Genomic DNA, 22,912 nt, shown 5'->3' on the forward strand with positions numbered 1-22,912 from the left:
ATATTATCACAAAATAAAAATCCGTTTAGTTAAATTGTACTAGACGGATTTTTTTTATTGCTATTTTTGCATACCAAAATTGCATTTTGTCCGTTTTGAAACTATAATATTCTCTATGAAGCTATTTTGTTTATTGACTTTGTTTTTTACGCTTACTATTCAGGCGCAATTTCAAATAAACGGAATTGTAACGGACTCTAATAATAAACCGCTTCCTTTTGCAACCATAACAACTCCGGACAACATCAATACGATTACAGATGTTGATGGAAAGTTCATTTTTACACCTTCTCAAAAAGCAACTAGTTTTTCGGTTTCCTATATTGGTTTTCAAACCAAAATTGTTGCCATTACAGAAAAAAGATATTATTCTGTTTCACTTTCTCAAAAAACTGATGATCTAAAAGAAGTGATAATTTCGAATGAAAATCCTGCTTTAACCATCATAAGAAAAGTAATTGCGAATAAGAACAAAAACAATCCTCAAAAAAAGCTGAACAGTTTTGAGTATAAAAGCTACAACAAACTTATCGTAACTGCCAATCCGGATTCTATCGATGGCAGGATCGATTCTACTGCAGCTTATAAGGATTTCGATAAAAAACGCATCAATGTCGATTCATCAGATTATAAATTCAAAGAAATAATCACCAAGCAGCATTTGTTTCAAACCGAAAAAGTCTCACAATATCAGTTTGGAAATAACAAGCTAAAAGAAACCATTCTGGGAACCAAAATGGCAGGATTCAAAAACCCGATCTATGAAGTTATTGCTTTCAATTTGCAATCTATTTCGATTTACGATAATAAATACGAGTTATTCGAAACCAAATACGAAAACCCAATTTCGAATACTGCAACTACAAGTTACAACTACAAATTACTCGATACCGTAAACATAAAAGGTCGCGAAACTTATATGATTTACTTTAAAAACAAACAAAACAGAAAATCATCAGGATTAGAAGGTGTCTTGTATATCGATCAGGAAAATTTTGCCGTAGCCAAAGCTGTAATGCGTATAAAAGGCGTTCTCGATATTAGCGGCATTCACGAATTCGAATATGTACCAAGTGAAAAAGTATGGTTTCAGAGCAATACGACTTTTAAAATCGTAAAAGGAAAAAATGATGACGATATTAAAATTCTGGGGGGAACCATTCAGTTTGACGGAGATGTAGAAGACAATTTCGAACCAAGAAAAAAATCAGCTTCAGACTTTACTTATTTGCTATCTGAAAGTAATAATTTCGACATTCATTACAATACAAAAACACCAATAAAAGATCCGTCACTTTATATCGAAATTAAAGAAGATGCCAACAAAAAACCGGAAGCATTCTGGAATGAATACCGAAAAGAAAGTTTAGACCTGAAAGGGCAAAAAACATATCAATTGATAGATAGCCTTTCGATCAAAAAAAGAATCGAAAATCGCTTAGGCTTTGGCCGAAAAATCATCAATGGCTACATCCCTATCGGACCAATTGATCTTGATCTGAAAAAGATCATTAGTTACAACAATTATGAAGGTTTCCGACTTGGTCTTGGCGGCATCACAAACGATCGTTTTTCTAAAAATTTCAGAATCGAAGGATACTCTGCTTACGGAACCAAAGATGGCGAAGTTAAATACAGTTTAGGAGCCGGAGTTTTGCTCGACAAAAGCACGAACACCTGGGTAAACGGATATTATACAGATGATGTTCGCGAAATTGCAAGTACCGTTTTTGCCGTTGATAAGCGTGTTTTTAAAATTTATGATCCTCGCCCAATAAACATTAGTACTTTCTATCAATATACCGCATGGAAAGCCAACGTTCAATCTAAAATTATTCCAAAAACCGAGGCCGTTTTCGAATTAGCACGTACTTATGTCGCGCCACAATTTGATTACATGTTCAATTACGACGGGAAATTATATTCGAGTTACGTTATGACCACCGCAATGGTTTCTATTGTTTGGGCGCCATTTAGCAACTTTATGCAAACACCAACCGGGCGAAACGAATCAGAGAAAAGATTCCCTAGATTTACTTTTCAGTACACACAAACATTACCCGACGTTTTAGGAAACGACTTTACTTTTGGTAAAATAGATTTCAAAACCGAGTATGAAAAAAATTACCTAAACGGTCAAAAAACAAGCTTGCTTTTGCAAGGAGGTTACGCAATAGGCGATGTCCCGCTTACACATTTGTACAACACAATGCCCAACAACTTAACAAAAGAAACCGTTATCCAGCGTATTACTTTTGCAGGCCGAAACAGTTTTGAAACCATGTATTTTAATGAGTTTTTCTCGAGCCAATATATCTTTTTCCAAATCAAACATGGTTTTGACCGAATCAGAATCCTTAAAAAAGTACGTCCTTCTTTAGTTTTAGTTACCAGAATGGCCTGGGGAAATATGGAAAATCCACAACAGCACGTTGGTCCAACCTACAAAACTTTAGACAAAGGTTTCTTCGAATCCGGAATCGAACTAAACAAGATTTACAAAGGTTTTGGACTTGGTGGTTTCTATCGCTACGGACCAAATCAGTTGCTGAAATTCGAGGACAATATTGCCGTTAAGATTTCGTATGTTCTGGATTTGGGGCTTTAGTTTTTGAAATTCCAATCTTTTTAAATTCCAAATTCCAATTATCCTTAATCTTGTCATTTCAATACGAAGAAAAATCAAACAAGAAATCACCAATATTTACTGAGCTACTTACGGAGATCCTTCATCCTTCAGGATTGACAAGATTGTGTTAATCTTTGTCCATATACGAGTGCGATTTCTCCCTTCGGTCGAAATGACAAAAAATGCGAGTAAATCAATGGAAAAATCCGCGCAAATCCGTGTTTTCGCGCAAGCGAATCCGTGTCATCCGCGTGCCATCTCTCAATCCTAAAAAAAGAAAACAAAAAAAAATCCAAACCCCAATAGTAAAATTGGAATTTGGAATTTTAAAATATTGAGATTTAAAAAACTCTTATGGTTTCAAGATCAAAACCGAAGGCGTATTATTCAGCCACGTACTTTGAGATTCGATTAGTTTTTTCCAACTGTCTAAACTAATAATCATCAGGTTCTGGTTTTCTAAAAACTCTTTTTTGATCGTTCTGTCATGCATAATCATGATATGATTGGGTGCAATTTGTTCAATAGAACGAATTGTTTCCTGAATATCCCTTGTATTTTTCACCTCTCCACTCGCATCAAGAACCGTGATCTGAGATCCGTTATTATTGATTAGTTTCTTCGCATATTCAATAAGGAAAGAATCTTCTTTACTGAAAATTGGCATAAAAATCTGATTTACTTCTTCCAGTTCTTTATCGATAAAAATACCAACCGGCATTTTACTTTTTGCAATAATATGACGTGTTCTTTCATCAAAAGGAGAATTCTCGAACAAACCTTCTTTTCCTGTAAACTTATCGATCAAACGATCCGGATTTACAATTCGGGTAGTAAAACCAAGAATCTTCCCAAGCAAAGTTCCATCAAAAATAGATTGTCCTAAACCTACTAACAATAAATCATATTCGCCTTGGTTTGCAGTATCTATAATATCAGTATCAATATCATTCGTTACTTTAAAAACGCTCACCATATTCTGATTCAAACGTTCTGATTCTTCAATAACCGGAACTAACATTTTACGCTCATGATCTTTGATGTCAAACGAATGTATCTCGGTACTTAATGATAAATGCATCGCCGTTACAATCGAATTATCGCCTTGTTTTTTAACTAAGCTATTTGCGATTTTCAATAATTTCTTTCCTCTTTCAGGAGTTGCAAACGAAAGCAGAATCTTGTACTTGCTTTTATTTCCAATTTCCTGAGGAACTGCGGTGACTTTATCTTTAAATATAAAACCTATAAAATCCAGTGCCGGACCTGTCATAAAAGTTGTTACCAAAGCCATAATAACCATCATGGTAAAAATCTCTGTAGACAAAACGCCCAGATCGTACCCAATATTTAAAACTACAAGCTCCATTAAACCACGAGTATTCATTAATGCTCCAATAGCTAAACTATCTTTCCAGCTTTGTCCTACGAATTTTGCGGCAAAAGCGCTTCCTAAAAATTTACCCGCTACAGCAACTGCAATAATTACAGCTGTAACTTTCCATAAATACGGATCGTTTAATAATCCTATTTGCGTACGTAAACCTGTAAACACAAAGAACAATGGCAATAGAACAATAATGGCAACGTCTTCGACTTTTTCGATAAAAATATTTCTGAATTTATTATTTTCAGGCATAATTGCTCCCGCTAAGAAAGCACCAAATAAAGCGTGAATCCCAATTAATTCAGAAGCATAAGCTGAGAATAAAAGGGTAATAAAGAAAATAGCAACAACAGGTTTGTTCAAACTTTCTCGGGTTGAATTTAAATCTCCAACACGTTTCAAAAACGGACGAACTATTTTTAGCATCACAATTACATACAAAATAGCCAACCCAATTACATATAAAGCACTTGTAAACGAACCTGCTTTTACGATCGCAATTACAACAGCCAAGATACACCAGGCAGTAATATCATCGGCCGCAGCACAAGTTATGGCAATAGTACCCAGTTTTGTTTTTTGCATGCCTCGTTCCTGCACGATTCTCGCCAATACGGGAAACGCCGTGATACTCATTGCGATTCCCATAAACAAACCAAACGATGCAAACTCAACGCCAACCGGAGCAAAAGTATGGTAGATAAAATAAGCTAATGACAAACCCAGGGCAAACGGGATAACAATACTTGCGTGACTTATTACCACCGCATCATGTGCTTTGTTTTTTAATACTTTCAGATCTAATTCCATCCCGATAACGAACATGAAAAGGATCAAACCAATCTGACTTAAAAACTGCAGGTTCCCTAAAGATTCTTTTGGAAACAATGCAGCAGAGAATTCAGGAAAATACATCCCTACTAAAGACGGTCCTAAAACAATACCTGCAATCATTTCGCCAATTACAGATGGCTGCCCTATTTTTCTAAAAACCCATCCAAATAAACGTGCTACTAAAATAATCGTAACGATTTGTGCCAATAAAATAGCCAACGGATGTTTTAAATTGTCTATCATCGAATCGAGAAAATCATTCCAATGATTGCTTTCGATTTGTTTGTGTACGATTCCGCGCCCCACTTCGAGTGCAGCACCTTTTGAAATTACCCAATATATCAAGGCAGTGAATCCGCCAATTACAGTAACGTAAAATAAGGAGTTTTTTATGTTATTCATAACTCGTTTTTTTGATTTTAATGGTGCAAATATCAGAACTGAGAATTAAGTGATAAAGCAATTTTAAACCTAATTTTCAATGTATGTAACAAGTCGGAAAAACTTTGTAATAAGTTATAATAATTGGCAGTATTACACTGTCAATCGGAATAAAACCAAAGGTATTTATCGTAAAAAGAGCTTCGACTTCGCTCAGCCTGACATTGGTAAAACTTAAAAAAAACATTATAACAAACTACTATCATCCGGAACTAAGTCGAAGGCTCGGTCATACAAAACAGACTTCGGGTTCGCTCAGCCTGACATTGGTAATCCTCTAGATTTTTACCTTTTTTAGAAAATCAGAACGATAGGTTTCGCTTAAGATTAAAGTGCTATTTTTATCATTTTTTTCTAAATGATGCAGCACAATTTCGTTATGATTAAAAAATTTAATGGCTTTTACCGCCACAATTTCCTTCTTGTTTACGCGACAAAAATCGGCATCAGATAATTCGTTTAATAACGTATCAAACTTTACATTTTTTAGATTCAGAAAACTTCCATCAACAAGTAAAACTGTTTTATCGCGACTATCACTGGCGGCCGTTTTTATGTACACAATCTGATTAAAATACAATAAAGTTTTTCCTTTGTCTGTATTCAACTGAATGAACTTTTTAGCCGCGTCCGGTTTATGAAAACGCTCATAAGCTTTTGAGATCGCTTTTTGTAAACGTTCCAGTTTTACTGGTTTTGTGATATAATCTACTGCATCAATATTAAAAGCATCGGCAGCATAATCTTTATAAGCAGTACAAAAAATTACTAATTTATTGTCGAGCATTTCTGCCAGATGCAAACCGTCGATTCCGGGCATTTCGATATCTGATATTAAAAGATCAAAATCGAGATTCGGAATATCGGCAAGGAGTTTCTCCGGATTATTATACGTTTTTACAATTTCGACTTCATGAATTTGTTCGCAAAGCATTTTTAAGTACGTTAATCCCGGTAACTCATCGTCCAGCAGCAAGCATTTCAGTTTTGTATTCAAGTAAATCTATTTTAAGATGAGCTATATAAACATCATTTTCTACAAACTTATCGAGTTTGAAGTTGTTTTTATAAATAATACGAAGTCGGTGTTCTAAAGTCGCATGACCAAAACCGCTTCGTTCTTTTTTTAGCACTTTTTTATCAGAGATTTTATTCGAAACCGTCATAAAAAAAGCATTATCCCTAAACTCAAAAACTACCGAAATAAAAGCGTCGGCACTTTGCAAATCAGCGTGTTTAAAGGCATTTTCGATTAAATCAATAGAAATCAGCGGCGCTAATAACGGCTGATCGTATAATTTATCTTCTTTATTGATGTTGGTTTTGATCTTCAATTCAAAAAGCGGGCTGATCTTTATTTTATTGATTTCAATTAAATTCAAGGCAAAATCAATTTCTTCTTTTGCGGTAACAAATTTCTTTTTGCTTTCGTATAAAATATAATCCAAAACATTGGCCAGTTTATCTAAAGCAAAATAAGTTTGATAGGCATGCGACTGAATGGAATTCAAAATATTCTTGAACAAATGCGGATTCAGTTTTGATTCTAAAGTTTCTAACTGCAAATCATTCACTTTCATTTCGAGTGCATAGAAACTTTTCTCAGCATCATCTTTTGCTTTTTTAAACTGCATCAATTGATACATCAAAAAACAAATGATAACGATAAGCAATAAAAGAATCGCCAGAAATATAAAAGTAATAGTGTTGTTTTCTTGCATTGTTATGCTTGTAAAGTTGTTTTTAGTGACACTTTATAATTAATCAAAATCCCGATTGTCAATATCAGGATACTCGCTAACCAAAGATAGTAACCCAATTCAAGAGAAACAATCTTAGCCATCGTACCGCTTTCCGCACCCAATATTTCGTTCCAAAATGAAAATGAAATAGCCAGACCAGATGCTATCAAACTCCACAGAACTGCTTTTTCATTATTTTTAATCAAAAGTATTATGGCAAGCAAACATAACGGATTCGCCAGCCAAACAATCTCTTCTAACAATCCTCCGCCCATAAAAGCTATTGATCCTATAAAAAGATATTCTAATGATGATGCTGTTTTTATTTCATTATTATAATTCACAACCAAAGCATTTTGAGTAAGCGAAATAGCAAAAACTAATAAGCTCAATCCAATAGTTGTAAATTTAATTTCTCTTGATTCCATAATTTATATAAATGTTATTTCTTGCCTGCATTTTTTTTACCACGAATTCACGAATTTAAATCAACCAATCAGTGTAAACCAGTGGAGTCCGTAAAACCCGCGGGCCAATTCTTAATGACTAGAAACAAACTTTAACCCAATGATCGAAGCGATTAAAGTCGAAAGAAAAAATATCCTCCAGAAAGTTGCCGGTTCTTTAAAAATTAAAATCCCGACTAAAACAGTTCCAACTGCGCCAACTCCTGTCCAAACGGCATAAGCGGTTCCTATGGGCAAAACTTGCGTGGCTTTATACAATAATACCATACTTATAGAAAGACAAACAAAAAAACCAACCATCCAATATGTGGAGATCATTCCTGTTGTTTCTTTGGCTTTGCCTAAACAAGAAGCAAACCCTACTTCAAAAAGTCCTGCTATAATTAATAAAATCCAATTCATTTTCGTCTCATTTTTAAATTACGTACAAATATGAGAAAAGCTGATCATTAAAACACAAAAAGAGAGAAATATATCACAAACATCAAGTGCTCATTTTGTGTTAACATTAAGTAAAATACAATCGATTATTTATGATTTAGAGCACTTTTCACTACATTTGCATCCATTTTAAAGAATTTATGAAAAACGCTGTACAAGTTGGATTTTGGGAAAAACTAGCCCGAATCATACTTAAGAACCGAATTATAATACTAGTAATCCTATCTGCTTTAACAATTTTCCTTGGTTATCAATGGAAAAACCTTTCTATGACTTATACCGAAGCCAACTTGCTTCCTAAAGATCATATCGTAAATAAACAATACCAACAGTTTCTGGATAAATTTGGTGAAGAGGGAAATTTAGTAGTAATTGGGTTTCAGGATCCAAAATTTTTTACACCTAAAAACTACGCGGCCTGGAATGAATTAATGACAGGTTTAAAAAATTCTAAAGAGGTAGATTTGGTCGTTTCTTTGAATGATTTAAAGAAACTCGAAAAAGATACCGTTAACGAAAAATTTGTCCTTACTCCTTTTATTGATCAAAAGAAAGCGCTTGATCCTGAGTATTTAAAAAAGATACAATATGATTTGTTTCACAATTTACCTTTTTACGAAGGATTATTGTTTAATAAACAAAGCGGTAGTATTCGTTCGGCCATTTACATCAATAAAGCACTTGTAAATACACCGGAAAGAAAGACTTTTATTCTTGAAAACCTGGTTCCGAAAATTGATAAATTCGAAAAAACAACAGGAGTTGACTTGAAAGTTTCCGGAATGCCGTACATCAGAACGATTAATGCGGATAATATGAAAGGTGAAATCGGGCTATTTATTGGCGCGGCTTTATTCACCGTTTCGTTGATTTTCTTTTTCTTTTTCCGTTCGTTCAGAGCGACTTTTATTTCTATTTGTATTTTAATAATTGGTGTAATCTGGTCTTTTGGGACACTTGGATTATTTCATTATAAAATCACGATTCTAACGGCTATTATTCCGCCATTAATTATCGTAATTGGGATTACGAATTGTATTTTCCTGATTAATAAATATCAGCAGGAAATAAAACTGCATAACAATCAAGCAAAGGCTTTACAGCGTATTATTTCGAAAATTGGAGTTTCGACTTTAATGACGAATTTAACCACCGCGATAGGTTTTGCTACGTTTATGATTACGGGTAATGATTTGCTTTTTGAATTTGGATTAGTGACTTCGATCAACGTAATTTCGGTTTATTTACTAACGCTTTTAATTGTGCCAATTGTATACAGTTTTATGTCGATTCCGGGCGAAAGACATTTGTATCACTTAAACAAAACTTACATTTCGACTTTATTAAATTTTGTTGAAAATGTGGTAAAAAACAAACGAAAAGTAATTTATACCATTTACGGTTTGCTTTTGATTTTTAGTGTAATTGGGGTTTCGCAAATGAAAGTTTCCGGAAGTTTGATTGGTGAGATGCCAAAAAGCGCTTCATTTTATAAAGACATTTTATTTTACGAAAAAGAATTCAACGGTGTAATGCCACTCGAAATAATGATTAACACCAAACATAAAAAAGGTGTTATGAAATTATCGACGATGAAAAAAATGGATGAATTGCAAAACACGATTGCAGAACTTCCTGAATTATCAAAACCGGTTTCTGTAGTAAATTTGGTTAAATATTCGAAACAGGCTTTCTATAACGGAAATCCGGAATATTACCAATTGCCAACTTCGCAGGAACAAACATTTATTTTATCGTATGCAAAAAATGCGACAAAAAACAGCAAAGACAATTTAATGAAATCGTACGTAGATTCGACTGGACAATATGCCCGAATCACGACTTTCATGAAAGATATTGGAACTCAGGAAATGGCAAGAGTAGAGAAAAAATTACGCTCAAAAATTGCCGAAATTTTCCCTGAAGATCGTTACGAAGTGACTCTGACCGGAAAAGCTTTGGTTTTCCAGAAAGGAACATCGTATTTGGTCGACAACTTAATCGAATCGTTGATTTTTGCGATTTTAGTAATTGCAGGATTAATGTTGTACTTGTTCAGATCGTTCAAAATGGTTATGGCGTCTGTGATTACGAATATTTTACCGCTTTGTATTACGTCCGGATTAATGGGTTATTTCGGGATTCCGCTAAAACCTTCTACGATTTTAGTATTCAGTATTGCGTTTGGTATTTCGGTAGATAATGCGATTCAGTTTATGGCGAAGTACAAACATGATTTAATTCAGAGCAACGGAAAAGTCAAAAAATCTGTTTTCAGTGCTTTGAGAGAAACAGGAATCAGTACTTTTTATACTTCGGTAGTTTTGATTTTAGGTTTTGCTACTTTCACGCTTTCAAGCTTTAGCGGAACAATCGCCCTTGGCGGATTAATTTCTTGTACTTTGGCCTTTGCAATGTTCGCGAATTTATTGGTTTTACCGGCTTTGGTTTTGACTTTTGAAAAGAAGAAAGCTAAGAAAGAGGATTTGGAGAATTTGGAGGGGTAAAACACGAATTTCACTAATTAGCACGAATTAAATATTATAAAACCTTTGTCAAAGGTTTAAAACTTTGACAAAGGCTACAGACAAACTTGGTCTTTGCGAGAAATGAAGCCATCACACTTGCTAAATTAATTACTGCTTTTAGTTGTGAGGTTGCTTCGTTCCTCGCAATGACAAAAATAAGAGTAGCTCTTTTGAAAACGATTGCCCTAGCCCCGATAGCAGCGGTATCCTTTTTATTGCTTCTTTAGCAATAAAAAGATATAGCGGATAGCGGGAAACAGCTTCTAATTTTAATAATTATCGTTTATATTTGCAACTCGATATAAAAACACTGATTTTTATTTTAATCTAAAATCAGAAATCTAAAATCTAAAATTAAAATGAGACACACAAAAGTTAAAGACTTATTAAACAGTACGACGACGCTTCAGGAGGTTAATGCAAAAGGATGGGTGAGAACTTTTAGAAATAATCAGTTCATCGCTCTTAATGACGGTTCTACCATTAATAATATACAATGTGTTGTTGATTTTGAAAATACACCTGATGAAACTTTAAAAAGAATTACTACCGGAGCTGCTATTTCTGTAATTGGTACTTTGATCGAAAGTAAAGGTGCTGGTCAGAAATATGAAATTCAGGTAAATAAATTGGAGATCTTAGGAGATTCTGATGCAGAGAAATTCCCAATACAGCCAAAAAACAAACCTAGTTTAGATTTCTTGCGCGAAAATGCACATTTACGTGTTCGTACAAATATGTTTGGCGCGATTATGCGTGTACGTTCGGTATTATCGTTTGCGGTTCACAATTATTTTCAACAAAAAGGATTTGTGTACGTAAATACGCCAATCATTACCGGATCTGACGCTGAAGGTGCTGGAGAAATGTTTAAAGTTACAGCTTTACCTTTTGACAACACGCCAAGAACTGAAGACGGAAAAGTAAATTATAAAGAAGATTTCTTCGAAAAAGAAACGAACTTAACAGTTTCGGGACAATTAGAAGGTGAAACTTACGCAATGGCTTTGGGTCAGATTTATACTTTTGGACCAACTTTTAGAGCTGAAAACTCTAATACTTCTCGTCACCTTGCAGAATTTTGGATGATTGAGCCAGAAGTTGCTTTCAACAACCTTGATGACAACATGGATTTAGCTGAAGATTTTATTCAGTACGTAATTAAATATGCTTTAGATAATTGTCAGGATGATTTGAAGTTTTTGGAAGGAAGACTTTTAGATGAAGAAAAATCAAAACCTCAGGCAGAAAGAAGCGAAATGGCTTTGCTGGAGAAATTGAACTTCGTTTTGGAGAACAACTTCAAACGTGTTTCTTATACCGAAGCAATTGACATTTTGAGAGATTCAACTCCAAACAAGAAGAAAAAATTTCAATATATCATCAACGAATGGGGAGCTGATTTACAATCAGAACACGAGCGTTATTTGGTGGAAAAACACTTTAAATGTCCGGTAATCTTGTTTGATTACCCGGCAAATATTAAAGCGTTTTACATGCGTTTGAACGACAACACTGAACCAGGAAGAGAAACGGTTCGTGCAATGGATATTCTTTTCCCTGGAATTGGAGAAATCGTTGGTGGTTCTGAAAGAGAAGAGCGTTACGATGTTCTAATCGAAAAAATGAAAGCCCTGGAAATTGACGAAGAAGAATTATCATGGTATTTAGATACCAGAAGATTTGGTTCTGCAACTCACGCAGGTTTTGGTTTAGGATTCGAGCGTTTGGTATTGTTTGTAACAGGTATGACAAACATTAGAGACGTAATTCCTTTCCCGAGAACTCCTGGAAATGCAGAATTTTAGAAAAAAGATTCTAAGGTGCTAAGACACTGAGGTTCTAAGTTTTTAAAATATAAATAAAAAATAATTCAACCGCGAATTTAATTCGCCAATATAAGATACTCAGTACCTTAGTAGCTCAGTATCTTAGCAACTTTTTTTATGCTAAAGCAATTTTTAAATTTAAAATTATCCCAAAAATTATCTCCACAGCAAATTCAGCTGATGAAGTTAATTCAATTGCCTACGCAAGCTTTTGAACAACGTTTATTAGAAGAAATGAACGAAAATCCGGCTCTTGAAGCTGGTAAAGAAGATGAATACGAAGCGGATGAATTCGCAAATGAAGAATACGACGATTATGATGATGCAGAATCTGACAGAATCGAAGCAGACGACATTAACATAGACGAATACTTAAGCGACGACGATACTCCGGATTATAAAACTCAGGTGAATAATTATAGTGAAGACGAAGAAAGAGAAACTCCTTTTGCTTCGCCAATTAGTTTTCATCAGGATTTAATCAATCAGCTGAATACTTTTATTTTGAATGATGAAGAGCGCGAAATAGCGGAATTCCTTGTTGGAAGTATTGATGATATGGGTTATATCCGCAGAAGCGTTCCGGATATTGTAGACGATATGGCTTTTACTCAGGGTATTTATACCGATGAGAAAATGGTCGAGAAAATGCTTCAGGTAATTCATGAACTGGAACCTTCAGGGGTTGGAGCGCGTGATTTGCAGGAATGTTTATTGTTGCAATTGAAACACAAAACGCCAACGGAATATGTTGATCTTGCAATTGATATTATCGAAAATCAGTTTGATGCTTTTACCAAAAAACATTACGACAAACTGCTTCAAAAATATGGTGTTTCGAACGAACAGCTTAAAAAAGCGATTCACGAGATCGAAAGATTAAACCCGAAACCGGGCGGATCTTATACCGGAAATAATAAAGTAACCGAAAATGTGGTTCCTGATTTCGCGATCAGAATTGTGGATGGCGAACTGGAACTGACTTTAAACGGAAGAAATGCTCCTTCCCTGCACGTTTCGAAGGATTATCAGGAAATGATGCAGACGTATAAAGATTCTCGTGATAAATCATCGGCTCAAAAAGATGCGGTTCAGTTTATCAAACAAAAACTGGATTCGGCTAAATGGTTTATCGATGCGATAAGACAACGTCAGGAAACGCTGTTTGTAACGATGAATGCGATTATGCATTATCAGGAGGAATATTTCTTAGATGGCGACGAAACTAAGCTAAAACCAATGATCTTAAAAGACATTGCAGATATGGTTGGTTTGGATATTTCGACAATTTCGCGTGTTGCCAACAGTAAATATGTAGAAACGCCATACGGAACGAAACTTATCAAGGAATTTTTCTCTGAAGCGATGAAAAACGATCAGGGTGAAGATGTTTCGACTTTAGAAATCAAAAAGATTCTTAAAAATACAATTGAAGAAGAAGATAAAAAGAAGCCTTTACCAGACGATCAACTGGCAGAAATTCTAAAAGAAAAAGGTTATCCTATTGCCAGAAGAACTATCGCAAAATACCGTGAACAATTGGATATTCCTGTAGCGAGAATGAGAAAGAAGATATAAGTTTTTTTCACCATTAAGAGATTAAGAAAAATTAAGCTTACTTTGAGTTTATAATACATAGCAAACCCGACAGGTTTTTTTAACCTATCGGGTTTGCTGTTTTATTAATCTGTAGAAATATAGATTATTCATTATTCCGTAGGAATATTTCATCGGTAGAAAAAAAATATTACGATTTTCCAATTGTGTCCTATAGGGACACTTGTTTCATGCAATTAACCACAACATATCCGTTCGATTATTCAAACGTTCCTACGGAACGTATATTCATAAACCAATTTAAAATAGCTACCGACCAAACATTCCTGCGGAATGAATGAAATAAAACAACAGATTTAAAAACCCGTAGGCCCTATTTTTTTACATTCTCACATATTAAACCGGATTAAAATCCGGCCCTACAATATAAACCAAGCCAAAGGCTCTTTTTAAGTTCCGGAGGAACATATTATGTTGTAGAGCTGGACTTCAGTCCCGTTTAAAACAGAAATACGATTAATTCAAATCAAAAACAAAAAACCCGACAAATTCAAAACCCGTAGGCCTTATTTTTTTACATTCTCACATATTAAACCTGATTAAAATCCGGCCCTACAATATTGATCGAGCCGAAGGCTCTTTTATAGTTCCGGAGGAACATATTATGTTGTAGAGCTGGACTTCAGTCCAGTTTAAAACAGAAATATGATTAATTCAAAACAAAAACCCAACAAATTCAAAACCCGTAGGCCTTATTTTTTACATTCCCACATATTAAACCGGATTAAAATCCGGCCCTACAATATTGATCGAGCCGAAGGCTCTTTTATAGTTCCGGAGGAACATATTATGTTGTAGAGCTGGACTTCAGTCCAGTTTAAAACAGAAATATGATTAATTCAAAACAAAAACCCAACAAATTCAAAATCTGTTGGGTTTTCTTTTATGTAACAATTTCTAATTATTTATACTGCTCGGGTGTTATCGTAATTTCAAATAAATAATCTTCTTTTTTATCATCGTAATTATAAATCAAAGTAAAACCCTGGTCTCTAAAAGCTTTAAGTCCGGGATTTGCTTTTACTGTGCTTAGCAGACTTTCTTTAATATTTTCTTTTATTAACTCAATTTCTGCAGTTTCTTTTTCAACATTTAACAACGTCAAATTATATTGAACCACTTTATCTTTAGGCAAAGTAACGTTATCCAAACGAATCCCTGCCTGAATTGTTAAAGGGCAACTTGCATTATATTTGGCAACCAGCTCAACCATTTCCTTATCTGCAACGGGTTCCTTAAAAGAATAATATAAGATTAAAGCCAATGAAAATGCTACAATTGCACTTATTATTAAAACAGTTGATTTTTTCCCTTTAGTTGGTTGCTGCATTTTCTAGTTTTTTGTTGTAAGAATCTTATTTCTCCTGATTTTTTTTCATTGCATTGTAATAAGCGGCGCGACTAAGTGGTTCGTATTCTTCGGTTTCACCAAGCATAACCAACTTATCATTATCTGTTTTACGGAAACTATAATTCGCCAGATTTCCTGTTCTGGTACAAACGGCATGAACCTTAGTTACATATTCGGCCGTTGCCATAAGTGCCGGCATTGGACCAAAAGGATTTCCTTTAAAATCCATATCAAGTCCTGCAACTATCACACGAATCCCCTGATTGGCAAGATCATTACAAACTGTAACTATCTCATCATCAAAAAACTGTGCTTCATCAATTCCTATAACGTCGCAACCTTGAGCTAAAATAGCAATATTGGCAGCGGCCGGAACCGGAGTAGAACGAATTTCGTTAGCATCATGAGATACTACCATTTCGTCATGATAGCGGGTATCGATAGCGGGTTTAAAAATTTCGACTCTTTGTTTGGCAAATTGGGCGCGTTTTAATCTGCGGATTAACTCCTCGGTTTTACCCGAAAACATTGATCCACAAACAACTTCAATCCAACCAAATTGTTCTTTATGATTTACTGTATTTTCGAGAAACATTTTGTATTTTTCTACCTTTAAAAATGAATAGTTTTTATTACTTTGTACTGGTAATAAATCGACGTGAAAAACAGCTGTTTTTTCACTTTTTCAAAAGTAGAAAATTTTTATCAAATCGGAGATTCGCAAACGCTTATTAACAGAAATAAAAAAATATCTTTTAGATTTCTACCGGTAATAAAGACATTCAAATACAAAATATACTAAAATACCCTATTCACTATAATTTCAACAGTTATGAAAAAAAAATTGGAAGCCGATTTAATCAGCATTGCACATCGAATTTTAAAGCTTAAAAACAAATCCGATATCAATCAATTGTATCTTGAAACGCAGAAATTATATGAGAAATTAGCGGTTTTAAAGTTTGTAGACGAAAATTTCGACACTTTGAAGCCTACAATTGGTCACAGCGAAATTACTTCTGAAATTGAATCTATTTTTGATAAGGAAGAAATAATTCCGGCAGAAGTTAAAATCGAAGAGCCAGTTGCAGTTGCAGAAACTCCAATTGAAACTATAGCTGAACCAGAAGTTACAGAAGAAATCAAAGCAGAAGAAATCAAAGCAGAAGAAGCAGAAGAAGCTGTTGAAGAAGAAATTGTAGCCGAAGTTCCTGAAGAAGTAACGCCGGAACCTATTATCGAAAATGTTGCTGAGCCAATTGCTGAAGTTATTGAAGAACCTGTTGCTGAAAAAACTGAAGAAGCAATCGTTGAAACTAAAGAAGAAACAAACGAAGAACTTTCTTTTACAACCGTTAGCGATTTAAAACCAATTCCGGATTTTGTACCTCTTTTTGAATTAGACAAACCAGAAGAAAAAGAACCGGAAAAAGAAGAACCGAAAGCAGAAATTTCAATACCAAATCCTATGACAATCACGTTTGAAGATTTTGGAGTGAATTATGCCGATGCGCAATTTGTAAAAGTAGATAGTTTTGAAAACGTTGCCTCTACTCCTGCTCCGGTAATTAACGAATTTAAAGAGAAAAGAGAACCTATCGAAACTGTTGTTATAGAAAAACCAACAGAAGCAAAAGCTGTTACTTTGAATGAAAAACTGGCAAAAGGTTTTCATATCGATCTGAACGACCGAATTGCTTTCACCAAAAACCTCTTCGGAAACAGTTCTGAAGATTACAGCCGTGTCCTAAATCAGTTATTGACTTTTGACTCTTACGTTGAAGCGCATGAGTTTATAGAAAACATGGTAAAACCGGATTATAACAATTGGGACGGAAAAGACGATTACGCAGAACGTTTCCTTGGAATTGTAGAGAAGAAATTCTCATAAAAAGTAAAACACAAATTACACGAATTAGCACGAATTTTTTCTTTGTGAAATTTTTTTAAGACACCTGAAATTTGTGTCAATTAGTGAAATTCGTGTTCTAATTAAAATAGAATAGCGAAAAATTATGTCTAAATTATATATCGTTCCAACGCCAATTGGCAATCTTGAAGACATGACTTTTCGTGCCATCAGGATCCTGAAAGAAGTCGATTTGATCTTGGCCGAAGACACCAGAACCAGTGGTAAATTGTTAAAGCATTTTGAAATTGGCACGCACATGCACAGCCATCACATGCACAACGAACACAAAACAACCGAGAATTTGATTGCTCGTTTAAAAGCCGGCGAAACCATCGCTTTAATTTCAGATGCAGGAACTCCGGCAATTTCAGATCCCGGTTTTTTATTGACGCGCGCTTGTGTCGAAAATAAAATCGAAGTCGAATGTTTACCTGGTGCAACAGCTTTTGTTCCAGCTTTAGTAAACAGTGGATTACCAAATGATAAATTTATTTTTGAAGGTTTCTTGCCTGATAAAAAAGGACGTCAGACTCGTTTTTTGGCTTTAGCCGAAGAAACCAGAACGATGATTTTATACGTTTCTCCACATAAACTCGTTAAGACATTAGCTGAATTTATTCAGTATTTTGGAGAAGACAGACAAGTTTGTGTTTCACGAGAATTATCAAAACTTCACGAAGAAAATGTTCGCGGAACCGCAAAAGAAGTTTTAACCCATTTTGAAAAAACAGCTCCACGCGGCGAAATTGTAGTAGTGGTTGCCGGAAAAACAATAACGAAAGAACCTAAGAAAAGTAAGTTTTCTAAGGATGATGAAAAAGAAGAAGATTAAATTATTTATGCAAAGAATAACTTGTTTCTTAATATTGATTATAATTTTTTCTTGTAATGAAAGAAAGGCGAACAGCGAAATAAAACCTGACAGTAAAAATTATAATGATCAAGGAATTCAAGAAATTGGACAATTATATAATCCAGAAAATATAACTACAAGACCTATTAAACTCTATAATAATGACGAAGAAAAGAATTATGAAATAGATATTTTTAATAGTGACCTATTATTGAGAGATAAAGAAAACTTGAAACCTCATTCTGATAAAATTGCACTTTTATTAAAAAATCATTTAATAAAAAATAATGTTATCTATAATGATATTATTGTTAGAATATATCAAAAAAATGATGGGAAGCAATCTTTTCAGTATTCTGATAAAGAGTTGATAGAGATCAAAAACAAAAGACATTTAAATCAATCTCAAAAAAATTAAAGCGTAAATAACATGAGCATACAAGCCTTTTTAGAAAAAGTAAAACAAACTCCAAACGAAATAACATTCCCTGAAACTATTGCAGTAATCGAGGAAAATTACAATTTTACTCCAACAGCTTTCCAAAACGGAACGCAGCATAATGCAGCCGGAGAAAATTCTGGTTCTTGCAAATTATTTTCTTTTGCAAAATTGCAAAATCTAAGCAAAGACGAAACTTTGGCTTGTTTTGGCGCTTTTTATTTCGAAGAAGTTTTAGAAGACCCACACGGAACGAATCACCAAAACATTAGAAATTTCATCAACTTGGGCTGGGACGGAATTAAGTTTGAAGGAAATGCTTTGGAACTGAAATAAAGTTATAAATGAAGGAAACATTAAAAGAAATCCCAACTATACTATTTCTGCTTATAATTGGCATTCTTTTACCTGTATTATTTCTTCCTATAATTTTAGTTTATTTAGTCTTTGATTTTTTTCACAGAAAACGGTTCAAAAAAAGATATCATAATTATTTATTATCCATTGAAGGAAAAAAATTCTTTTGTTACACCAATCGAAAAAATAACCATCACTATATTGAAAAAAATATAATACCAAATCTTACAGGTGATATTGAACCTATTTTTTTGGAAGGTAAAATTTTAAGATCCAAATACATTCAAGAATACATTTCTCATATGGTAGTTGCTGTTTCTGACCGAAAAGGTTATCCATACTTAATTAAAATCAGCAAAGGAAAAGCAATAGACAAATCGATGAATAATGAATTTTACAATTTCAAAAGTCAAAATAAAAACCCTGAAGATTTACTAATTTTAATAAATAGCAGTTTCGATAATCTAAAATCAACACTCTAAAATCTACAATAAAAAAATGCGTTGGACATTAAAAACAAAACCTTCTGAAGATAAAGTCAAACATTTGGCGCAAGCCCTGAATGTAGAAGATTTTGTAGCAACCCTTTTGATTCAGCGTGGCATTGAAACTTTTGAAGATGCTAAGAATTTCTTTCGTCCTTCGTTAGAACATCTTCATGATCCGTTCTTGATGAAAGACATGGATAAAGCGGTTGCGAGAATCGAATTGGCGATCGAAAATCAGGAAAACATTTTGGTTTTTGGCGATTATGATGTTGATGGAACAACAGCTGTTTCTTTGGTTTCGGCTTATTTAAAATCACACTATCCTAATATTGCCACTTATATCCCGGATCGCTATGCAGAGGGTTACGGAATTTCTTTTAAAGGAATTGACTTTGCCGATGATAATGGTTTTTCGCTAATCATAGCACTAGATTGTGGAATAAAATCTATTGATCATATCGCCTACGCGAAAGAAAAAAACATCGATTTTATTATTTGTGATCACCACCGTCCAGGAGAATTTCTTCCGGATGCGGTTGCGATTTTAGATCCAAAAAGAGAAGATTGTTTTTATCCATATGATGAACTGTGCGGTTGCGGCGTTGGCTTTAAACTGATTCAGGCTTTAGGAACAAACAGAAACGAGACAATAGAAGATTTAGTTCCGTATCTGGATTTAGTTGCCACAGCAATTGCGGCCGATATTGTACCAATCACTGGCGAAAACAGAGTTTTGGCTTATTTTGGATTGCAAGTAATTAATGCAGATCCCAGACCTGGAATTAAAGCTTTGGTACATCAGGTAAAAAAGAAAACACTTGACATTACCGATGTTGTCTTTATTATTTCACCAAGAATAAATGCTGCCGGAAGAATCAAACACGGAAATCATGCGGTTGAATTATTGACAGAATTTAATTTTGAACAAGCACAACAATTCGCATCCGAAATAGAACAATACAACTCAGACCGAAAAGATCTGGACAAACAAATTACTAAAGAAGCTTTTCAGCAAATTATACAAAATCAGGAGGAAGACCGATATTCGACCGTAGTATTTCAGGAAGACTGGCACAAAGGCGTTATCGGGATTGTAGCTTCGAGACTAATAGAAACCTATTATCGTCCTACTTTGGTTTTTACCAAAAGCGGCGATAAATATGCCGCTTCTGCAAGGTCTGTAAAAGGATTTGATGTGTATAACGCTCTTGATGCTTGTTCGCAGCATTTAGAACAATTTGGAGGACATATGTACGCTGCAGGAATGACTTTGAAAGCAGAAAACTATAAAACCTTTAAAGACGCTTTTGAAAAACAAGTAGAGGAAACCATTTTACCCGAAATGCGAACTCCGGAAATAGAAGTCGATGCCGAAATTGACTTCGCCGACATTACTCCGAAACTTGTTCGGATTTTAAAACAATTCGAACCTTTTGGCCCTTTGAATATGACACCTGTTTTTATGACTAAAGACGCCAAAGACACCGGTTATGCGAAAACTTTAGGCTCAGAAGACGAACATTTGAGACTTTTTGTAAAACAGCATAACTCAGACGGAATTGCCGCTATAGGTTTTGGCCTTGGAAAAAAAATAAACATCGTAAAAAATCAAAATTCTTTTCAGCTAGCTTATTCACTGGCCGAAAACGAGTGGAACGGAACTGTATGTACTCAACTTATGCTTAAAGACATTAGAACAAATGACAACTAAAACAAACAAGCAAGATCCTTATCAGGCGTTACGCTACAGAGAATTTAATGTATTTTTAATATTGCGTTTTGCTATGGTTTTTGCCTGGTCGATGCAATTTATTGTTATTGAATGGGAAGTTTATAGTTTAACCAAAAATCCGCTTTCGTTAGGGCTTATTGGATTAATGGAAGTAATTCCTGCTGTTGGTATGGCATTATTTGCCGGACACATGGTCGATCAGCGTGAGAAAAAAGGTTTATTGGTAAAATGTATTCTGGGTTTTTCAGTAATTAGTTTTGGATTATTTTTATTAACCTGGCCAAAAATCGTTGGCGGTTGGTCTACTGATGCTATTTTATATTCTATTTACTTTTTAGTTTTTCTTGGTGGTTTGGTTCGTGCCTTTCTTGGTCCAACTATATTCTCGCTTTTGTCATTGATTGTTCCTAAAAAAGTATATCCAAATGCTGCAACCTGGAGTAGTTCGGTTTGGCAAATTGGCTCAGTTTTAGGTCCGGCAATTGCAGGATTTTCTATCAATTATATTGGGGTGCACTGGTCGATGTGTTCTGTTTTTGCATGTTCACTTTTTGCTTTAATTTCTTTATCTCAAATTAGTAAAAAACCCATCATGAATCCCAAAATAGGCGAACCAATAATGGAAAGTCTTAAAGAAGGATTAAAGTTTGTTTTCAATAATAAAACTATTTTAGGAGTACTTTCCCTTGATATGGTTGCCGTTCTTTTTGGTGGAGCCGTTGCTTTATTACCTGTATTTGCTCAGGATATTTTAAAAGTAGGGCCTGAAGGTTTTGGAGTTCTAAGAGCTGCTCCGGCGGTAGGTGCTTTTATTACCATGATGGTCTCAGCCTATGTTCCTCTATACAAAAAAGCCGGAATGAAACTTTTAGGAGCCATTTTTGTTTTCGGATTATCGATTATTCTATTTGGAGTTTCCACTATTTTCTGGGTTTCTGTAGTAGCTTTATTTTTAAGTGGTCTTGCAGATGGAATTTCGGTTGTGATTCGCCAAACTATTTTACAGCTTAAAACTCCAGATCATATGCGCGGCCGTGTTGCTGCTGTAAACTCGATGTTTGTAGGTTCATCTAACGAATTAGGTGCTTTTGAAAGCGGTTTAACAGCCAAATTGATGACACCTGTTATTTCGGTAGTTTTTGGCGGAAGTATGACCTTACTAACTGTTTTAGGCTTTGGTTTAAAATCACCAACATTTAGAAATTTAGATCTTCGAAAAGACATGGAAGATCATCAGAATATGGAATAATTGAAATTTCAATTTTTTAAATCCCAAATTCCAAGGTTATATGACGTTTTATTTTTTTTATCATCATTTCACCAATCTTTACACAATGCTTTAAATGATATAAAAAAATTACATTTAAAATAATCAGCTCACGTATTTTAGATGAACTTACATTACTTATATGATGAATAATTTTTCTAAACTTTAAGACTTTTTTATTTAGAATTAATATAAATAATATTTATATTTGTTGAAATAAAGGATCTATAATGAGAGAAATAGAACAACTATACCACAACAACTTCGGAATTGCCTTTTACTGGAAAAAGGAAAACGAAACTATAACTGATAAAGTACAATTGGTCTTTAAGGAAACCGGATTTTATTTTACGATCCAGGAACTGAATTATTTTTGTGATTTGATTGAAGACAGCATGATCGAAAATGCTTGTTGTGAAGCTTGTGAATTAAAAAATTCATGTCACAAATTTTTACTTAAAACCCCATGCTCTGCCATAGATTTGGCTGTGTCGATAAAAGAATTAAAATCGATCAAAGATTTGGTTGAAGGATCTTTATTCAGAATTGAGCTTGACGAATATGTTTACGGAGTTGGCTTAAACTAAGACACATTCTA

At 34.3% G+C, this 22,912-nt stretch carries 19 protein-coding genes; 12 read left to right on the plus strand and 7 right to left on the minus strand.

Annotated features, from left to right (window positions below; translation table 11 throughout):
* Window positions 1–115 precede the first annotated feature (115 nt).
* Window positions 116–2,608 carry a DUF5686 family protein gene (locus LNP81_RS03285; protein WP_230033413.1) on the plus strand — a complete coding sequence of 831 codons (2,493 nt, stop codon included), beginning with the start codon at window positions 116–118 and terminating at the stop codon, window positions 2,606–2,608.
* Window positions 2,609–2,981: 373 nt separating this feature from the next.
* Here LNP81_RS03285 and LNP81_RS03290 read toward each other — a convergent pair whose 3' ends face one another.
* The 5 genes from LNP81_RS03290 to LNP81_RS03310 all read right to left on the minus strand — a co-directional run bounded on the left by LNP81_RS03290 (window position 2,982) and on the right by LNP81_RS03310 (window position 7,902).
* The gene (locus tag LNP81_RS03290) at window positions 2,982–5,252 is read right to left on the minus strand and encodes a cation:proton antiporter (protein ID WP_230033414.1); all 2,271 of its coding nucleotides are present in this window, start codon (window positions 5,250–5,252) and stop codon (window positions 2,982–2,984) included.
* A 316-nt stretch (window positions 5,253–5,568) separates the two neighbouring features.
* Complete coding sequence (locus tag LNP81_RS03295) at window positions 5,569–6,288, minus strand: LytR/AlgR family response regulator transcription factor (RefSeq protein WP_230033415.1); 720 nt, start codon at window positions 6,286–6,288, stop codon at window positions 5,569–5,571.
* The gene (locus tag LNP81_RS03300) at window positions 6,251–7,012 is read right to left on the minus strand and encodes a sensor histidine kinase (protein WP_078006883.1); all 762 of its coding nucleotides are present in this window, start codon (window positions 7,010–7,012) and stop codon (window positions 6,251–6,253) included. Before LNP81_RS03300 ends, LNP81_RS03295 begins: the two co-directional genes overlap by 38 nt.
* Before the next feature lie 2 nt (window positions 7,013–7,014).
* On the minus strand, window positions 7,015–7,461 hold the full coding sequence (locus LNP81_RS03305; RefSeq protein WP_230033416.1) for a hypothetical protein: 447 nt from the start codon (window positions 7,459–7,461) through the stop codon (window positions 7,015–7,017).
* 111 nt (window positions 7,462–7,572) lie between these two features.
* Entirely contained in the window at window positions 7,573–7,902 is a 330-nt protein-coding gene (locus LNP81_RS03310) for a DMT family transporter (RefSeq protein ID WP_230033418.1), read from the minus strand.
* A 179-nt stretch (window positions 7,903–8,081) separates the two neighbouring features.
* On the opposite strand from LNP81_RS03310, the gene LNP81_RS03315 reads away from it, so the two are divergent.
* The 3 genes from LNP81_RS03315 (at window position 8,082) to rpoN (ending at window position 13,876) form a co-directional block, all read left to right on the plus strand.
* Window positions 8,082–10,448, plus strand: a complete 2,367-nt coding sequence (locus LNP81_RS03315; protein ID WP_230033420.1) for an efflux RND transporter permease subunit — start codon at window positions 8,082–8,084, stop codon at window positions 10,446–10,448.
* Between the two features lie 380 nt (window positions 10,449–10,828).
* On the plus strand, window positions 10,829–12,277 hold the full coding sequence (gene asnS / locus LNP81_RS03320; RefSeq protein WP_121317513.1) for an asparagine--tRNA ligase: 1,449 nt from the start codon (window positions 10,829–10,831) through the stop codon (window positions 12,275–12,277).
* Between the two features lie 138 nt (window positions 12,278–12,415).
* On the plus strand, window positions 12,416–13,876 hold the full coding sequence (gene rpoN, locus LNP81_RS03325; protein ID WP_194617715.1) for an RNA polymerase factor sigma-54: 1,461 nt from the start codon (window positions 12,416–12,418) through the stop codon (window positions 13,874–13,876).
* Window positions 13,877–14,816: 940 nt separating this feature from the next.
* Here rpoN and LNP81_RS03330 read toward each other — a convergent pair.
* Window positions 14,817–15,245, minus strand: a complete 429-nt coding sequence (locus LNP81_RS03330) for a hypothetical protein (protein WP_230033422.1) — start codon at window positions 15,243–15,245, stop codon at window positions 14,817–14,819.
* Between the two features lie 25 nt (window positions 15,246–15,270).
* Complete coding sequence (locus LNP81_RS03335; RefSeq protein WP_230033424.1) at window positions 15,271–15,861, minus strand: thymidine kinase; 591 nt, start codon at window positions 15,859–15,861, stop codon at window positions 15,271–15,273.
* A gap of 237 nt (window positions 15,862–16,098) precedes the next feature.
* On the opposite strand from LNP81_RS03335, the gene LNP81_RS03340 reads away from it, so the two are divergent.
* The 8 genes from LNP81_RS03340 (at window position 16,099) to LNP81_RS03375 (ending at window position 22,901) form a co-directional block, all read left to right on the plus strand.
* Complete coding sequence (locus LNP81_RS03340; protein WP_230033426.1) at window positions 16,099–17,157, plus strand: hypothetical protein; 1,059 nt, start codon at window positions 16,099–16,101, stop codon at window positions 17,155–17,157.
* A gap of 124 nt (window positions 17,158–17,281) precedes the next feature.
* On the plus strand, window positions 17,282–18,010 hold the full coding sequence (gene rsmI, locus LNP81_RS03345) for a 16S rRNA (cytidine(1402)-2'-O)-methyltransferase (protein WP_230033428.1): 729 nt from the start codon (window positions 17,282–17,284) through the stop codon (window positions 18,008–18,010).
* Between the two features lie 7 nt (window positions 18,011–18,017).
* Window positions 18,018–18,449, plus strand: a complete 432-nt coding sequence (locus LNP81_RS03350) for a hypothetical protein (RefSeq protein WP_230033430.1) — start codon at window positions 18,018–18,020, stop codon at window positions 18,447–18,449.
* A 12-nt stretch (window positions 18,450–18,461) separates the two neighbouring features.
* Complete coding sequence (locus LNP81_RS03355; RefSeq protein ID WP_230033432.1) at window positions 18,462–18,806, plus strand: HopJ type III effector protein; 345 nt, start codon at window positions 18,462–18,464, stop codon at window positions 18,804–18,806.
* 8 nt (window positions 18,807–18,814) lie between these two features.
* Window positions 18,815–19,309: a hypothetical protein gene (locus LNP81_RS03360; RefSeq protein WP_230033434.1), complete on the plus strand. Its 495-nt coding sequence runs from the start codon at window positions 18,815–18,817 to the stop codon at window positions 19,307–19,309.
* Window positions 19,310–19,325: 16 nt separating this feature from the next.
* A complete protein-coding gene (gene recJ, locus LNP81_RS03365) occupies window positions 19,326–21,026 on the plus strand; it encodes a single-stranded-DNA-specific exonuclease RecJ (RefSeq protein WP_230033436.1) in 1,701 nt (566 codons plus the stop codon).
* A complete protein-coding gene (locus LNP81_RS03370; protein ID WP_230033438.1) occupies window positions 21,016–22,296 on the plus strand; it encodes an MFS transporter in 1,281 nt (426 codons plus the stop codon). The genes recJ and LNP81_RS03370 overlap by 11 nt, the downstream gene beginning before the upstream one ends.
* Window positions 22,297–22,544: 248 nt before the next feature.
* On the plus strand, window positions 22,545–22,901 hold the full coding sequence (locus LNP81_RS03375; RefSeq protein ID WP_230033440.1) for a hypothetical protein: 357 nt from the start codon (window positions 22,545–22,547) through the stop codon (window positions 22,899–22,901).
* Window positions 22,902–22,912 lie beyond the last annotated feature (11 nt).

Origin of the sequence: Flavobacterium piscisymbiosum (genome assembly GCF_020905295.1) — a bacterium.
Classification (GTDB): domain Bacteria; phylum Bacteroidota; class Bacteroidia; order Flavobacteriales; family Flavobacteriaceae; genus Flavobacterium; species Flavobacterium piscisymbiosum.

Coding starts and splice junctions, on each gene's coding strand:
- rpoN (WP_194617715.1), top strand. CDS start 12,416: ATGCTAAAGCAATTTTTAAATTTAAAATTATCCCAAAAATTATCTCCA.
- recJ (WP_230033436.1), top strand. CDS start 19,326: ATGCGTTGGACATTAAAAACAAAACCTTCTGAAGATAAAGTCAAACAT.
- rsmI (WP_230033428.1), top strand. CDS start 17,282: ATGTCTAAATTATATATCGTTCCAACGCCAATTGGCAATCTTGAAGAC.
- LNP81_RS03340 (WP_230033426.1), top strand. CDS start 16,099: ATGAAAAAAAAATTGGAAGCCGATTTAATCAGCATTGCACATCGAATT.
- LNP81_RS03330 (WP_230033422.1), bottom strand. CDS start 15,245: ATGCAGCAACCAACTAAAGGGAAAAAATCAACTGTTTTAATAATAAGT.
- LNP81_RS03285 (WP_230033413.1), top strand. CDS start 116: ATGAAGCTATTTTGTTTATTGACTTTGTTTTTTACGCTTACTATTCAG.
- LNP81_RS03360 (WP_230033434.1), top strand. CDS start 18,815: ATGAAGGAAACATTAAAAGAAATCCCAACTATACTATTTCTGCTTATA.
- LNP81_RS03335 (WP_230033424.1), bottom strand. CDS start 15,861: ATGTTTCTCGAAAATACAGTAAATCATAAAGAACAATTTGGTTGGATT.
- LNP81_RS03355 (WP_230033432.1), top strand. CDS start 18,462: ATGAGCATACAAGCCTTTTTAGAAAAAGTAAAACAAACTCCAAACGAA.
- LNP81_RS03350 (WP_230033430.1), top strand. CDS start 18,018: ATGCAAAGAATAACTTGTTTCTTAATATTGATTATAATTTTTTCTTGT.
- LNP81_RS03375 (WP_230033440.1), top strand. CDS start 22,545: ATGAGAGAAATAGAACAACTATACCACAACAACTTCGGAATTGCCTTT.
- LNP81_RS03300 (WP_078006883.1), bottom strand. CDS start 7,012: ATGCAAGAAAACAACACTATTACTTTTATATTTCTGGCGATTCTTTTA.
- LNP81_RS03290 (WP_230033414.1), bottom strand. CDS start 5,252: ATGAATAACATAAAAAACTCCTTATTTTACGTTACTGTAATTGGCGGA.
- LNP81_RS03315 (WP_230033420.1), top strand. CDS start 8,082: ATGAAAAACGCTGTACAAGTTGGATTTTGGGAAAAACTAGCCCGAATC.
- asnS (WP_121317513.1), top strand. CDS start 10,829: ATGAGACACACAAAAGTTAAAGACTTATTAAACAGTACGACGACGCTT.
- LNP81_RS03370 (WP_230033438.1), top strand. CDS start 21,016: ATGACAACTAAAACAAACAAGCAAGATCCTTATCAGGCGTTACGCTAC.
- LNP81_RS03305 (WP_230033416.1), bottom strand. CDS start 7,461: ATGGAATCAAGAGAAATTAAATTTACAACTATTGGATTGAGCTTATTA.
- LNP81_RS03310 (WP_230033418.1), bottom strand. CDS start 7,902: ATGAATTGGATTTTATTAATTATAGCAGGACTTTTTGAAGTAGGGTTT.